The 14,104-nt window shown below is 72.6% G+C and carries 11 protein-coding genes and 2 pseudogenes; 10 read left to right on the top strand and 3 right to left on the bottom strand.

Annotated elements, in window-relative coordinates; genetic code table 11:
* Positions 1-97: 97 nt before the first annotated feature.
* From ACH4U7_RS09845 to ACH4U7_RS09825, 5 genes are all read left to right on the top strand, one after another.
* A complete protein-coding gene (locus tag ACH4U7_RS09845; RefSeq protein WP_398527439.1) occupies positions 98-1,183 on the top strand; it encodes a WD40/YVTN/BNR-like repeat-containing protein in 1,086 nt (361 codons plus the stop codon).
* A gap of 64 nt (positions 1,184-1,247) precedes the next feature.
* Positions 1,248-1,925: a uracil-DNA glycosylase gene (locus tag ACH4U7_RS09840; RefSeq protein WP_398527438.1), complete on the top strand. Its 678-nt coding sequence runs from the start codon at positions 1,248-1,250 to the stop codon at positions 1,923-1,925.
* A 39-nt stretch (positions 1,926-1,964) separates the two neighbouring features.
* Positions 1,965-2,780, top strand: a complete 816-nt coding sequence (locus ACH4U7_RS09835) for a phospholipid scramblase-related protein (RefSeq protein ID WP_398527437.1) — start codon at positions 1,965-1,967, stop codon at positions 2,778-2,780.
* Positions 2,781-2,783: 3 nt separating this feature from the next.
* Complete coding sequence (locus tag ACH4U7_RS09830; protein ID WP_398527436.1) at positions 2,784-3,956, top strand: N-acetylglucosamine kinase; 1,173 nt, start codon at positions 2,784-2,786, stop codon at positions 3,954-3,956.
* Positions 3,957-4,096: 140 nt separating this feature from the next.
* Positions 4,097-5,098, top strand: a complete 1,002-nt coding sequence (locus ACH4U7_RS09825) for a hypothetical protein (RefSeq protein ID WP_398527435.1) — start codon at positions 4,097-4,099, stop codon at positions 5,096-5,098.
* A 163-nt stretch (positions 5,099-5,261) separates the two neighbouring features.
* Here ACH4U7_RS09825 and ACH4U7_RS09820 read toward each other — a convergent pair whose 3' ends face one another.
* From ACH4U7_RS09820 to ACH4U7_RS09810, 3 genes and pseudogenes are all read right to left on the bottom strand, one after another.
* Positions 5,262-6,323: a lactonase family protein gene (locus ACH4U7_RS09820; RefSeq protein WP_398527434.1), complete on the bottom strand. Its 1,062-nt coding sequence runs from the start codon at positions 6,321-6,323 to the stop codon at positions 5,262-5,264.
* 109 nt (positions 6,324-6,432) lie between these two features.
* Positions 6,433-7,104, bottom strand: a pseudogene (locus ACH4U7_RS09815) (FUSC family protein); the annotation flags it as partial.
* Between the two features lie 38 nt (positions 7,105-7,142).
* Positions 7,143-8,426 (bottom strand): RNA-guided endonuclease InsQ/TnpB family protein, encoded by a 1,284-nt coding sequence (locus ACH4U7_RS09810; RefSeq protein WP_398527433.1) that lies wholly within the window; start codon positions 8,424-8,426, stop codon positions 7,143-7,145.
* Between the two features lie 220 nt (positions 8,427-8,646).
* On the opposite strand from ACH4U7_RS09810, the pseudogene ACH4U7_RS09805 reads away from it, so the two are divergent.
* The 5 genes and pseudogenes from ACH4U7_RS09805 to ACH4U7_RS09785 form a co-directional block, all read left to right on the top strand.
* Positions 8,647-9,036, top strand: a pseudogene (locus tag ACH4U7_RS09805) (Lrp/AsnC family transcriptional regulator); the annotation flags it as partial.
* A gap of 26 nt (positions 9,037-9,062) precedes the next feature.
* Positions 9,063-9,779, top strand: a complete 717-nt coding sequence (locus ACH4U7_RS09800; protein ID WP_398527432.1) for an HAD family hydrolase — start codon at positions 9,063-9,065, stop codon at positions 9,777-9,779.
* 76 nt (positions 9,780-9,855) lie between these two features.
* The gene (locus ACH4U7_RS09795) at positions 9,856-10,788 is read left to right on the top strand and encodes a D-alanyl-D-alanine carboxypeptidase family protein (protein ID WP_398527431.1); all 933 of its coding nucleotides are present in this window, start codon (positions 9,856-9,858) and stop codon (positions 10,786-10,788) included.
* A 130-nt stretch (positions 10,789-10,918) separates the two neighbouring features.
* Entirely contained in the window at positions 10,919-11,878 is a 960-nt protein-coding gene (locus ACH4U7_RS09790; RefSeq protein WP_398527430.1) for a right-handed parallel beta-helix repeat-containing protein, read from the top strand.
* Between the two features lie 260 nt (positions 11,879-12,138).
* Positions 12,139-14,025, top strand: a complete 1,887-nt coding sequence (locus ACH4U7_RS09785) for a serine/threonine-protein kinase (RefSeq protein ID WP_398527429.1) — start codon at positions 12,139-12,141, stop codon at positions 14,023-14,025.
* The last annotated feature ends 79 nt before the right edge of the window (positions 14,026-14,104 follow it).

The following is a 14,104-nucleotide window of genomic DNA, read 5'->3' as shown; positions in this document are numbered from 1 at the left end:
GGGGTGACGCGAGGGAGCGGGCCGTTGTCAGTGGTGGGGTGCAGACTCTGAGGTGCTGGCCGTGTGACGCCGGACACATCGCAAGGAGTGATGCGCCATGGATGACGTCCTGCTCGCCATCGGCACCCGCAAGGGGCTGTTCCTCGGGCGCCGTAGGGGCGGGGGCTGGGACCTGACCGGTCCCCACTTCCCGATGCAGGCGGTGTACTCCGTCGGCATCGACACCCGCCGCACCGTGCCCCGGCTGCTGGCCGGGGCCGACAGCTCGCACTGGGGTCCGTCGGTCTTCCGCTCCGACGACCTCGGGCGCACCTGGCACGAACCGCCCGCGCCCGCGGTGCGGTTCCCGGAGGGCACCGACACCTCGCTGGAGCGGGTGTGGCAGTTGCACCCGGCCGGGCCCGCCGCGCCCGATGTGGTGTACGCGGGCACCCAGCCGGGCGCCCTCTTCCGGTCCGAAGACGGCGGCGAGACCTTCGCGTTCGTACGGAGCCTGTGGGATCACCCGCAGCGGCCGGAGTGGGGCGCGGGCTTCGGCGGGCAGGCGGTCCATACGGTCGTCACCGACCCCCGCGACGCCGATGTGGTGCTGGCGGCCGTGTCCTCGGGTGGGGTGTACCGGTCCGCGGACGGCGGGGCGAGCTGGGCCCCGTCCAACACCGGGCTGAAGGCGGAGTTCCTGCCCGATCCGTATCCGGAGTTCGGCCAGTGCGTGCACAAGATCGCGCCGGATGCGGTGGACCCCGACCGGCTGTATCTGCAGAACCACGGCGGGGTGTACCGCAGCGACGACGCCGGGGCGACCTGGCTGGAGATCGGCAAGGGGCTGCCCGCCGACTTCGGATTCGCCGTCGCCGCCCACCCCCGGCGCGGCGGCGTGGCCTATGTGTTCCCGGTCAGCGACGGCTCGGACCGCTATCCGCCCGGCTACCGCTGCCGGGTCTTCCGCACCGAGGACGCGGGGGCGTCGTGGTCCGAGCTGTCCGCCGGACTGCCGAAGGCCGACCACTACGGGGTGGTGCTGCGGGACGCGCTGCGCACGGACGACGCCGACCCGGCGGGCGTCTACTTCGGCAACCGCAACGGCGAGGTGTACGCGAGCGCGGACGACGGGGACAGCTGGCGGCTGGTCGCCGAGCACCTTCCGGACGTGCTGTGCGTACGGGCGGCGGTGGTGGGGTGAGCTGAGGGACCTGCTCGGGTGAGGTGGCGCACGGCCACGCGCTGAACCACTAGAGTGACGCGACGTGGCTGCACGACCCTTGAACGAAATCGTAGAAGCAGGCTGGGCCAAGGCACTTGAGCCGGTCGAAGGACGCATCGCCGCGATGGGCGACTTCCTGCGGGCCGAGATAGCGGCGGGGCGCACCTACTTGCCGGCCGGACAGAATGTGCTGCGCGCCTTCCAGCAGCCCTTCGACGAGGTGCGCGTCCTGATCGTCGGTCAGGACCCCTATCCGACGCCCGGCCACGCCGTGGGGCTCAGCTTCTCGGTGGCCCCCGAGGTGCGCCCGCTGCCCGGCAGCCTGGAGAACATCTACCGCGAGCTGCACACCGACCTCGGCCTGCCGCGCCCGTCCAACGGCGATCTGACCCCGTGGACCGCGCAGGGCGTACTGCTGCTCAACAAGGCGCTGACCACCGCGCCGCGCCGGCCCGCCGCGCACCGCGGCAAGGGCTGGGAGGAGGTCACCGAACAGGCCATCCGGGCGCTGGCCGCGCGCGGCCGCCCCCTGGTGTCCATCCTGTGGGGCCGCGACGCCCGGAACGTGCGCCCGCTGCTCGGCAGCCTGCCCGCCGTGGAATCCGCGCACCCCTCCCCCATGTCCGCCGACCGCGGCTTCTTCGGCTCACGTCCGTTCAGCCGGGCCAATGACCTCCTGGTACAGCAAGGGGCCCAGCCGGTGGACTGGCGCCTTCCCTGACGGCTTCCTTCCTGGTGAGGGGCGGGTAGTCTGCCCGCCATGACGACACATCCGAACACCCCTGCGGGCTGGTACGCCGACCCGCAGGGCACGCCCAACCTGCTGCGCTGGTGGGACGGCGCGCAGTGGACCGAGCACACCCACCCTGGCCAGCCCGGGCAGGTCCCGCAGCAGCAGGCGCCGGCCGCCGACCCGGCCAAGGTGCAGCGCCAGGTGCAGCAGCAGGCGGGCGTCGCCCCGGTCCACGCCGGCGGCGGCACGCTCTTCAGCGAGCCGGTGCTGGTGGTGAACCAGAAGGCCAAGCTGATCGAGCTCACCAACGAATACAGCGTCTTCGACCAGCACGGGCGCACCATCGGCTCGGTGGTCCAGGTCGGCCAGAGCACCTTGAAGAAGGTGGCTCGGTTCGTCTCCAGCCTCGACCAGTTCATGACCCACAAGCTCGAGATCCGCGATGCCCAGGGCCAGCCGCATCTGGTGCTCACCCGCCCGGCGAAGTTCATCAAGTCCAAGGTGCTGGTGACGCGCCCGGACGGGCAGCCGGTCGGCGAGATCGTGCAGCAGAACGCCATCGGCAAGATCAACTTCGCCATTCAGGTCAACGGCCAGCAGATCGGCGCCATCAAGGCGGAGAACTGGCGGGCCTGGAACTTCGCCATCGTCGACCACACCGACACCGAGATCGCCCGGATCACCAAGACCTGGGAAGGTCTGGCGAAGACGATGTTCACCACCGCGGACAACTACGTCCTGCAGATCCACCGCCAGCTGCCCGACCCGCTGCTGAGCCTCGTCGTGGCCACCGCACTGACCGTGGACACCGCGCTCAAGCAGGACGCGCGCGGGTTCGGCTGAGCGGTGGGCGACAGTACGGAGCAGGGATTCGTACTCGGCATCGACTCCGGCGGCTCCGGTGTCCGAGTCGCGCTCGCCCACGCCGACGCCCCGTACGAGGGAGACGGGGACGGCGGCGAGGAGCGGGGCGGCGTTGGGGGCGACGGCCCGGCGAGCGGGCTGGCTTGGTCCTCGTCCGTGCCCACGCCCGCCGTGGTCGGCGACCGGGGCATCGACGCGGACAGCCTGCTCGCCCGGGTGCTCCCCGCCGCCCGCGCGCTGCTGCGCGAGGCGGGGGCGGACCGTGTGGTGGCGGTGTGCGTCGGCGCCGCGGGCATGGCCTCGCTCGGCGACGATCTGCGCGCCAAGCTGCCGGACGCGCTGGCGAGTTCGCTGGGCACCCGGCGGCTGGCCCTGGCGGCCGACGGGGTGACCGCCTACGCCGGCGCCCTCGGCCAGCGGCCCGGCGCGGTGGTCGCGGCCGGCACGGGCCTGATCGCGCTCGGGGCCCTGCCGGGCGATACGGCGGACGCGGACGGCGCGGGCGGCGCGGACGGTGACGGCGCGGACGTTGACGGCGACGGGGAAAGTACGGCCCGTTCGACTGCCGGTGCCCTCGGGGGCGGCGGCTGGCGCCGTGCCGACGGCTGGGGCCACCTCCTCGGCGACTGCGGCGGCGGGGCCTGGATCGGCCGGGCCGGACTCGAAGCGGCGATGCGCGCGTACGACGGGCGCGAGGGCGGCTCACAGCCGCTGCTGACGCGTCTGGAGGCGGTCTTCGGACCGGCGGGCGAGCTGCCGGGGAAGCTGTATCCGCGCCCCGACCGGCCCGCCGTGCTGGCCTCGTTCGCGCCCGAGGTCGGGCGCTGCGCGGAGCGGGATCCGGTCGCGGCCGCGATCCTGCGGGACGCCGCACAGCACATCGCGCAAGCCGCGGAGGCGGTCTGCCCGGATGTGGAGGGACGTGTGGTGGCACTCACCGGCGGCCTCCTCCGTATGGGCGCGCCCCTGCTCGTACCGCTGCGCGCCCAGTTGGCCGAGCGGCTGCCGAACGCCCGGGTGACCGAGGCGGCCGGGGATCCGCTGGCCGGCGCGGTGCGCATCGCCACGGCGCTCGCCACGCACTCGCTGCGCCTGCCGCTGGACGCGGCGCTGTTGCGCGTCATGGACATCGGCTCGGTCGCGCCGGAGTCTTAAACCCGCCATCGCCCAGCGTCAAGGCAAACAGCGGTAAAGCGAACAGTGTCGAACAACACGGCTCGGCAAATAGGGACAGAAGACCCCGCGCCGCACCCTCGCGAACAGTCGATCACAACAAGCGACTAACATGCGGCGCCATGAGCTCCCCCACTGGGCCCGCGTCCGGCCTGCCTGTACGAATGCCGCGTCCCCGCCAGCCCGGACGGCACCGCCGACCGGAGCCCGTGGTCGCCCCTGTAGGCGCCCCTCCGCTGGTGCTGGCCGTCCCGGGCTCGCCTGACGACGCCACCCGGAGCCTGGCCGAGGAGGTCCTGAGCATCGCCCGCTCCGAGCTGCCCGGCCTCGACGCCCGGATCGGGTACGTGGACTGGGACGGTAACGGGGAAGGCGCGAGCGAGGACTTCCCGGCGCTCGAGAGCGTGCTCACCCGCGCCGCGCAGGAGCGCGGCGAGCGCGCCCGCCGGGCCGCCGCGGCGGCCAAGGCGAAGGCCGAGGCCGAGGCGGAGGCGCTGGGCGAGGAGGGCGCGGCCGCGGCGGCCGCCGCCGAGCCCGCCGTCACCGACGAGACCGCCTCCGCCGTCGTCGTGCCGCTGCTCGCCGGGCCGGACAACGCGCTGCTGCGCCGGATACGCCAGGCCGTCAAGCACAGCGGCTCCGCCGCCGAACTCACCGACGTCCTCGGCCCGCATCCGCTCCTCGCCGAGGCCCTGCACGTACGCCTGTCGGAGGCGAGCCTCGCCCGCGCCGACCGCGCCCGCCTCTTCACGGTCGCGACCGCCGCGGACGGGATCATCCTGGCCACGGTCGGCGGCGCCGAGGCGGCCCAGGCCGGTGGCATCACCGGCATGCTGCTCTCCGCGCGCCTGGCCATACCGGTGATGGCCGCCGCGCTGGACGAGGACGGGGCCGTCGTCCGCGTCGCCGAGCAACTGCGTACGGCCGGCTCCACCCGGCTGGCCCTCGCGCCCTACCTCATCGGCCCCGAGGTCGCGGCCGACCTCCCCGCGGCCGCCGCCGAAGAGGCGGAGTGCGCGGCGGCGGAGCCGCTCGGCGCGTACCCGGCCGTGGGCAAGCTGGTGCTGGCGAAGTACGCGACGGTCCTGGGCATCAAGCTCCAGCCGAACCCGGCCATGCGCTGACGCCGCGCTGAGCCGCACGGGTACATGGCGGCCCCCGCCCCCGGGGCCGCCGCCCCGCTTATCCGTACGACGCCCCGGGCCGTCGGTCGGCCGCGGGACCCTCGCCCCGAGGGCGGCAAGGTGGGGCCGTCGCTTGCGCAGCGGGGCGGGTGGGTCGCCCCGCTCAGGCGAAGATCACGCACGAGGCGGCCGGGGCGGCGAGTGAGCCCATCCGGATCGGGACGCCCGATGACGGGTCGATCCGGAACCAGGTCACATCGCCGGAGCGCTCGTTCGCGGCGTAGAGGTGGCGGCCCGAGGGGGCGAGGGTCAGGTCGCGGGGCCAGTGGCCGCCGCAGGGGGTGGTGGTGACCAGCGTCATCGTGTCGCCGGACGCGTCGAGGGCGAGGGTTGCGACGCTGTCGTGGCCGCGGTTGGCGACCCAGGCGAACCGGCCGTCCGCCGAGACGACGATCTCTGACGGGAAGTTGGGGACGTCCGTACCGCTCGGCAGGACGCTTACCTCGCCGAGCGGGTCGAGGTTGCCGGACGCCGCGTCCCAGCGGCACACCGTGACCGTCGGGTCCAGTTCGTTGACGACGTAAGCGCGCTCGCCGCGGGGGTGGAAGGCGAGGTGGCGCGGGCCGCTGCCGGGGCGCAGCCGGGCCTCGCGATGGACCCGCAAGGTCACGCCAACTCCCCCACCCGTACCCGCCGCATACACCCACACCGAGTCCGTCCCCAGGTCGACCGCGAGCACCCAGCGCCCCGGCGGGTCCGGCACGACGGCGTGCGCGTGCGGGCCCTCTTGGCGAGCGGCGTCGGGGCCGCTGCCTTCGTGGCACAGCACCACCGACGGTTCGGCGAGCGCGCCGTCGTCCCGGACCGGGAGCGCGGTGACGCTTCCGGAGCCGTAGTTGGCGGTGAAGAGATGCCCGGCGGCGAGCGCGAGGTGCGTCGGGGCGGCGCCGCGCACCGGTACGGGGGTGCCCAGCGGGACGGGCGGCCGGGTGGGGTCTGCGACGCGGAAGGCCGCGGCCGCGCCGTCGTCGGTCTCGCTCACCGTGTAGAGGGTTTCGCCGGCGGGGGCGAGCGCGAGGTAGGAGGGGTTGGGCACGGCGTCCGTACTGTGCAGGGCGCGCAGCGCGCCCGTCTCCGCGTCCACGGACGCGACCGTGACGCCGGCGCCGCCCGCCGAAGTGAACGACCCGATGTACGCCCGCTGTCCACTGCCTGTGGTGCTCACCGCACTGCCCTTCCGCCGACTTTACAGATGAAAGCCCGACGGTAACGCAGCGGTCTAGACCAACCCGACCAACTCCGCCAAATCCCGAGTACGTCGCCGCTCGCGCGCGTCACGCCTTCGCGAGCGGCGCCCGCGCGCCGCCGTACAGCGGTGCCGCGAGCCCGGCGAGCGCCGCCTCCAGGCCGTGGAGGTGGGCGAGGGCGCGCTCCGCGCCCGGGTGGTGGTGCGTCTCGGCACCGGACGCGGTGGGCTCGGCGGCGGGGCGGGCGGCGGGGTTCACCAGACGCCCCACCGCGGCCTCGACCCGCAGACAGGCGGCAGTCAGCCGGGCGTCGTGCGAGGCGTCCGGGTCGGCGGCCACCCCGGCGAGGCCGCGTACCTGCCGGGCGCAGTCGTCGAGGGCGACCATGACCTGCCGGGCCCGGGACTTACGGGCGCGCAGCGGGCTGAGCGGATGCAGCAGCGGGGCGATCGACATCCGCAGCCTGACCAGCACCGCTTCGAGTTCGGCCACCCGGGGCGCGGGGTCGGCGGCCGGGTCGCCCGCGAGCCGGCGGGCGGACTCGGCGGCGCACTCCCGTACGCAGTGCAGGGCGCGCCTGATCCAGGCATCGGTCGCGGCGTGCGTGGTGACCGGCAGGACTGCCGTAACCGCGAGGGCCGCGCCGAGGGCGCCGATGACGGTCTGCTCCAGGCGCAGCGCCAGCAGCCCCGGGTGCAGCACGCCGAGGAGCCCGTACAGCAGTCCGGCCATCAGCGTTACGAAGAACATCATCCAGCTTTGAAGTGATCTCCCGGGTGAATCCGGGAGATTCCTGCCTACCTTGCGGTGGTGGGCTTGACGCGGCGTGCGCGCCTGACGACTGCCCTCCCGGCAGCCGGGATGAGCGCGAGGCCCATCCGGTACAGGTGCAAGATGTTCCGGGCTCCGTTGTGGTCGGCGTTGCCCACCCAGCCGCAGTCGGGGTTCTTGCACACGAACACGGCCTGGGACTCCCTGCTGCCCGGTGTGGTGAGCCCACACATCGAGCAGCGCTGGGAGGTGCCGGGGGCGGGAACCTTGTGAAGGGTGCCGCCATGGCGGGCGGTCTTGTACGTCAGCAGTTCGACCGTGCGACCCCATGCCTCCTGGCTGATGGCGCGGTTGAGGCCGGACTTCTGGACGACGTTCTTCCCCGGGGTCTCCACGGTGCCCTTGGCGCTCTTGACCATGTTCGTGATGTTCAGGTCTTCCACCACGACCGTGCCGTATTTCTCGGCGATGGTGGTGGTGGCCTTGTGCTGCCAGTCCAGGTGTCGGCGCTTGGCTCTCGCGCGGATTCCTGCGATCTGGTCATAGGTGGCCCGCAAGCGGTTGGAGGTGCGCTCTCCCCGCTTGCGGAAGCTCTTGCGGTGCGCGGCCCGCTGCTCCAGCCGGCCCAGCTTGGCCTGTTCCCTCCTAGTCAGCCATGCCTGGTGGTCGTATGTCGTGCCGTCGGAGAGGGCGAGCGGCACGGTGACACCCATGTCAATGCCGACTTCGGGGCCGGTGTGCGCCTCAGGTGCGGGTTCGAGGGTCTGGACGCGGAAGGCTATGTGCCAGCCAAGCACGTCTTTGACCAGCCGGGCCCCGGTGATCCGGTTCTGGGCGTTGGCACGCTTTCCCACGGGCAGATCCTTGGTCCAGCGGAACCGGACGCGGCCGATCCTGGGGATGCTGACCATGCCCCAGCGGCGGTGCACCCGAGTGATGCACAGGTCCCGGCCCTGAGGGATGTCCACGGACATCACGGTGCGAAAGCGGGCTTTGAACCCGGGAGCACCCGCGCGGCCTTCCCAGCAGTTCTTCCACGCCTGGAAGTACGTCTTGAGCACAGCCTGGGCGGCCTGCGCAGGGAGCACGGCAAGCCAGTCGACCTCCTTGCGGGCCTGGCGGATCGCCGCGTCCGCCGCCGCGAGGGAACGCTTGCCCCTGGGCAACATCGTCCACCAGTCGTGCAGCAGGTTCCACAAGGTGCGGGCCGCGTGCGCCTGACCATCCATGAGCACGGCCTGTGCAGGCGTCAGAGCCAGCCGGGCGCGATGCCCGAACTGTCGCTTCTCCCCGACACGTTCCGTGGTCATGCCGTCACGGTATCAATTGGTCTATGTCGCCGCGCTGGAATCCGAATCCTGACGCATGCGGCGGAGCACCGCCCACTGCTGTACGCCAATACATCGAGAACCAGTAACGCCCCGCTTAGCCGGCCGAGGCCACCACTCCGGACCCGTACGGGTCAGAGCAATTTGGGGGTGAGCTTCACCACCGCCCTGAAGGGCGGCGCACTGCGCAAGATCAAAGGCGGCCGCCCTCGGCCATCCGGTGCTGGCCTTCGTCCATATCGAGGTCACCCAGGGCCATCTGGACGACGTCGGCGACGCGCTCGCCGAGGTGCCCAAGATCATCGAGGCGTTCTCGATCACCGGCGCCGGGGATCTGCTGACCCGGGTCGTGGCGCGGGACAACGAGCATCTGGAGGACGTCGTCCAACGGCTCATCCAGCTGCCGGGCGTGGTCCGCACCCGCACCGAGATGGCGCTGCGCGAGCGGGTGGCCCACCGGGTGCTGCCGCTGGTCGAGGCCGTGGGGCGGGCGGCAGCCACGGCCGGGCGGGAACGGGCGGCGACCCCGACCGAGCGGGACCAGGCCACGACCGGCCGGGACCACGCGGCGCGAGCCCGCCGGGAGGGCTGACCGTCCCGCTTGGCATGCTGGTGCCCATGACGCCCCGCGCCTCCCGCACCCCCGCGGTCCTCTTCGACCTGGACGGCACGCTCGTGGACAGCGAGCCGCACTACTACGAGGCGGGGCGGCTGACCCTGGAGCGGTACGGGGTCACCGGCTTCACCTGGGAGCAGCACTCCCGTTTCATCGGGATCGGCACGCGCGAGACCCTGGAGACCCTGCGCGCCGAGTACGGTATCGACGCGCCCGTGGACGAGCTGCTGGCCGTCAAGAACCGCCACTACCTGGAGCTGGTGGGCACCTCCGCCGCGGCCTTCCCTCAGATGCGCGCGTTCGTGAAGCGGCTGCACACCGCCGGGCACCCCCTCGCCGTCGCGTCCGGGTCCTCCCGCGCCGCGATCGAGGCCGCGCTGGAGGCGACCGGGCTGGGCTCGCTGCTGGCCGTGCGGGTCTCGGCGGAGGAGGTCGGCCGCGGCAAACCGGAGCCGGACGTCTTCCTGGAGGCCGCGCGCCTGCTGGGCGCCGCCCCGGCCGAGTGTGTGGTGGTGGAGGACTCCGCGCCCGGGGTCGAGGCGGCGCACCGGGCCGGGATGCGGTGTATCGCGGTGCCCTACGTTCCGGACGGCCAGGCGCCCGACGGCGACGCGGGCGAGGACGGCGCCGCGTTCGCCTCGGCCGGGCTGGTCTTCTCGGGCGGCCAGCGGGAGTTCGACGCACAAATCGCCTACGACTGGGTCGCGCAATCGAACTGACGCCCCGATTTCCGTCCCTCCGTCACCCGATGGAATGATGCGCTCGCCCGCGAAATTCCTAGAAGATGGAGGGCATATGAGGAGATTAGGGGGAACCGCGGTGCGTCGCTGGGGAGCGGCCGTCATCGCATCCACGGCGGCCGTATCGGTCGCGCTGCCGGTATCCACCGCGCAGGCCGCCGGCGGTCCGTCGGGGATCAGCGCCAAGGGCGCTTATCTGCTGGACAACACCGCCAACAAACAGCTGTGGGCCAAGGCCGCCGACACCAAGCGGCCGATGGCGAGCACCACCAAGCTCATGACCGCGGTCGTGGTGCTCGACAGCCGGGGGCTGAATCTCAGCAAGAAGGTCGCCGTCAAGCAGTCGTACATCGACTACGTCGCCCGGGTCGGCGGCAGCAAGGCGGACCTGAAGAAGGGCGACAAGCTCACCGTCAAGCAGTTGCTGTACGGCCTGATGCTGCCGTCCGGCTGCGACGCGGCCATGGCGCTCGCCGACACGTTCGGCACCGGTGACACCACGGCCAAGCGCACCAAGTCGTTCATCTCCCAGATGAACAAGAAGGCGTCCGCGCTGGGGATGACCAAGACCCACTACGACACCTTCGACGGCATCTCGTACGGGGGGCAGAACTACACCACCCCCCGCGACATGGCCAAGCTCGCCCGGCATGCGCTCGGCAACTCCACCCTCTCCACGGTCGTCAAGTCCGTCGACACCGTTCAGAAGGCGCCGGCGGCCAACGGCAGGACGAGGACGTACTCCTGGAACAACACCAACCGGCTGCTGGGTTCGTACAGCGGCGCGATCGGCATCAAGACGGGCACCGGTACCGCGCCCGGCAGGTGCCTCGTGTTCGCCGCCAAGCGCAACGGGCGGACGGTGGTGGGCGTGATTCTCAACGCCCCGAAGCGGTACCCGGACGCCAAGAAGATGCTCGACTGGGCGTTCAACTCCAGCACCACGGTGAAGTGGCGCCAGCTCCCCAAGGGCGCGCAGCAGGACTGATTCGCTCAGTCCCCCAGCGCCCGTGAGCGCGTGACGCCCCGTCCGGACCGGTTCCGGGCGGGGCGTCGCGCCGTTCGCCCGGCGCCGGGGTGGGGACCGGTCCCGACCGCGCCTGTCTACGGTGACCGGCATGCGGATCACCTGGAGACACGTCGTCGGCTTTCTCGCGATCTCGGTTCTCGCGCTCCTGATCACGCTGACCGGACCCTGGGCCGGGGCGTGGAGCACCGCGGCCGACGCCGCGTCGCCCCCGGCATCCTCCGCGTCCTCCGCTCTGACGTCCGCCCGGTCGGACGCGGCCCCGCGCTGCACCCGGCACGCCACCGGCCCCGCCGACGCGGCGCGCTCGGCGCGGCCGGGCGATGTGGTCTGCTTCGACGGCGACCTCTCCCGGCGCCGGCTGGTCATCACCACGGGCGGCACGCCACACCACCCGATCGTGTACTCCGGGGGCGGGGCCTCCGTGAAGGGGATCACGGTCGAGGCCGACGACGTGGTCGTCAAGGGCTTCCGGGCGGTCCGTCCCCAGGCGCCGGGGGTCGAGCTGACCGGCGACCGGATCACGCTGCGGAACACCACCGTGATCCGCCCCAAGGGCGGGGACGGCGACGGCATCCGCTTCTTCGGCGACGATCTGACCATCGCGCGCAACACGGTGCGCGACACCGACAACAGCGGCGGCCGCCACGCCGACTGCATGCAGACGTTCGCCAGCGACACCCCGCCCAGCCACCGGGTGCGCATCGAGGGCAACCGCTGCGAACAGGCCGACAACATGTGCCTGATGGCCGAGGGGCCCAATGACGGCGAGGGCGACGGGCGGGGCACCACCTCGGACTTCGTCATCAAGGACAACTTCTGCGAGACCCTGCGCGCTTCGCAGGCCCTGATGTTCGAAGACGTCCAGAACGTGACCATCGCCAAGAACACCTTCGCCGCGCCCACCCATCACGCCATCGGGCTCGCCATCCACTCCACCGGAGCCCATGTCGGCGGCAACAGGCTGCACGCCGGAATCCGCTACGAGGTCGGTATCGACGCCTCGTCCCGGCCGGGCTACGAGGGCCCGGAGCCCGGCGGAGCGCCGTAACAGCCAGGGGGGAAGGGGGCAGGCGGGGGACGCGGTCCGCAGGGGTGGCCGCGTCCCCCGCCTCGCCGTACGCGCGCCTGCTCACCGCCTCGGCGCGCAAGCGCGCGTACGGCGAAGCGCGCATGCCCTCGGGTCGCCCGCTCTCCACAGTTGCGGGGGTTCTGTGAGTGCGGCCGAAACGCTGTGTGCCCGACCCCTCACGCAGTAAGTTCGGTGCGCGCGCCCAGTCGTGGCGCGATCCGGTTCCTGTGTGAGGGGGAGTGTCTCTAGTGCGCCCGGGTGGGAAGGTCGGCAAATACCGGCTCACGAAGGGGCCCGTCAACGGAGGCAGGGGCGCGGTCTGGTTCGCCGTCGACACCGAGTTGGACCGGCCCGTCGTACTCAAGCGGACGCTGGCCGAGCACAGCAGCCGGGCCGCCTTCGACGAACTGCTGGCCGAGGCCCGCGCGCTGGCGAAGTTCAGCCATCCCAATGTGGTCACCCTCTACGGCGCCGAGCGCGCCGGCTGGGGGCCGAAGGCCAGCTTCTGGCTGGTAATGGAGCATGTGACCGGAGGCAGCCTCAACGGTACGGCCCGGCTGCCCGCGAAGCGCGCGGCCCACATCGGCGCCCAGGTCGCGAACGCGCTGGCGGCGCTGCACACCAAGGGCATCGTGCACTGCGACGTCAAACCGCACAACGTCGTGATCACCGAGGACGGGGTCGCCAAGCTGGCCGACTTCGGCGCCGCGTACCGCATCGACGGCAGCACGACGAACACGCCGAGCGGCTCGTTCAGCCTCACCCCCGCCTATGCCGCCCCCGAGGCCTTCCAGGGGGCGCCGGAGCGGGCGTCCGACCTGTTCTCGCTCGGCGCCACGGTCTACGCGCTGGTCACGGGCGAGGCGCCGCCGCGCGGGCCCCGGCGGACGATCCGGACCGAGGCGCTGGGCGACCTGGTGGAGGACGGGCCCCTGCGCGATGTGCTCACCGCGCTGCTCCAACGCGATCCGGGGCGGCGGCCCGGCGCCGAGGAGGCGCAGCGGGCGCTGGCGGAAGTCGCGGGGCCGGTGGACCAGCTGCCGCGGGTGCCTCTCGACGAGGTGACCAGGCCGTATCCGCCTCCGGAGGAGCCAGGTGAGCACGCGGCGGCGGGGGCGGCCCGGCTGCCGTCGCTGCTGCGGCGCCGCCCCCTGCTCACCGGGGGCACGGCGGCCACGGTCGTGGCGATCGCCGTGGTGGCGGCGGTGCTGGGGCTGCACGACGGGGACGGGGGCAGCCCCCCGGCCCACGCCGACGAATCGCCGCCCGCCACGGCCGGCGGCTTCGGCCTCGGGAACCCCCGCACGGTCGATCCGTGCGCGCTGCTGAGCACCGGCTCGTTCGAGCGGTTCGGACACAAGGCCCAACTGGACCCGCAGTACGGCAACTTCGACCGCTGCGACGCCGTACTGAGTTCGGACGACGACGATATCGTCGATGTGACGGTGGACCTCGACACCGAAGATCCGCCGAGCACCGCGGCGGCGAGGACGTCGGGGAAGGTCAGCGTCGTCACGCAGCCCGCCGAGAGCGGCTGGTGCGGTCGCACGCTCGTGCTGTCGGGTGTGCGCGACATCGTCATCAGGGTCGAGGCGAAGCTGACCGACGACACCAAGGCGCCGCTGTGCGATATCGCCGACGCCGCCGTCGAGCACGCGGTGAGGGTGCTCAACCGGGGCGAGGTCCCCCGCCGTTCGTCGAAGTTCCCGGCCGACTCGCTGGCCCGGCAGGACGCCTGCGGGCTGCTCGACGGCCGGGCGCTCGAGGTCGTTCCGGGTATCGACGCCCGCGACCCGGACGTCGGTTTCGGCCGGTGGACCTGCGACTGGAAGAGCAGCACCAACCGTATGACGGCGCGGCTGGTATTCGACCAGGGCGTCCTTTCGATCCCGGACAACGCCCGGTTCACCGAGCTCGCCGGACACGACGCCGTCGTGATGCCGGAGTACGAGGGCGACGGCAGCTGCACCGTCGATGTGTTCAACCGCCCGTATCGGAGCCGTGACGACGGGTCGACCGAGCGGCTGCGCCTGGTGGTCGGCGGGGCGCGGGCCAAGGACCGGCCCTCCTGCGAGACGGCGACCGACCTGGCCCGGTCGGCCACCGCCGCGTTGCCGACCACCTGACCCACGTCCGAGCGGGAGGGGTCCGAGCGGGAGGGGTCCCGCCGTGGGCGGGGCACAGTGGACCCGGCACGGCACGACT

Origin of the sequence: Streptomyces sp. NPDC020845 (assembly GCF_044334165.1) — a bacterium.
GTDB lineage: Bacteria > Actinomycetota > Actinomycetes > Streptomycetales > Streptomycetaceae > Streptomyces.
This window is presented reverse-complemented; position numbering and strand designations above follow the sequence as displayed.

Coding starts and splice junctions, on each gene's coding strand:
- ACH4U7_RS09800 (WP_398527432.1), top strand. CDS start 9,063: ATGACGCCCCGCGCCTCCCGCACCCCCGCGGTCCTCTTCGACCTGGAC.
- ACH4U7_RS09810 (WP_398527433.1), bottom strand. CDS start 8,426: ATGACCACGGAACGTGTCGGGGAGAAGCGACAGTTCGGGCATCGCGCC.
- ACH4U7_RS09825 (WP_398527435.1), top strand. CDS start 4,097: ATGAGCTCCCCCACTGGGCCCGCGTCCGGCCTGCCTGTACGAATGCCG.
- ACH4U7_RS09845 (WP_398527439.1), top strand. CDS start 98: ATGGATGACGTCCTGCTCGCCATCGGCACCCGCAAGGGGCTGTTCCTC.
- ACH4U7_RS09790 (WP_398527430.1), top strand. CDS start 10,919: ATGCGGATCACCTGGAGACACGTCGTCGGCTTTCTCGCGATCTCGGTT.
- ACH4U7_RS09835 (WP_398527437.1), top strand. CDS start 1,965: ATGACGACACATCCGAACACCCCTGCGGGCTGGTACGCCGACCCGCAG.
- ACH4U7_RS09795 (WP_398527431.1), top strand. CDS start 9,856: ATGAGGAGATTAGGGGGAACCGCGGTGCGTCGCTGGGGAGCGGCCGTC.